The 235-nt window shown below is 52.3% G+C and carries 1 pseudogene; it reads right to left on the bottom strand.

The features are described 5' to 3' along the window. Positions 1–235 (bottom strand): annotated as a pseudogene (locus HBA93_RS23640) (ABC transporter ATP-binding protein/permease); the annotation flags it as partial.

The raw sequence follows: 235 nt of genomic DNA, 5'->3' as shown, positions 1-235 counted from the left end.
GCAAAGGTCGAGAGACTCCATAACAATACGAGATAGGAAAACAGGCCGACAACACGGCCGATCAGTTCAATACCTTCGCTCAGAAAACCGCGCACAAACAGCTTGCAGTCATCAGCAATACGCTGATCCGGATTGTCAACGTCCCGACTGCATTCCCCCTGCGTCAGGTGCCAATAGGCTTTGTTGGTGAACCACAGATCAAGTGCCTTACCGGTCAGCACTTCACGCCAGCGAA

The sequence above is a fragment of the Ochrobactrum sp. SFR4 genome, assembly GCF_019730395.1.
Lineage (GTDB): Bacteria > Pseudomonadota > Alphaproteobacteria > Rhizobiales > Rhizobiaceae > Pseudochrobactrum.
This window is presented reverse-complemented; position numbering and strand designations above follow the sequence as displayed.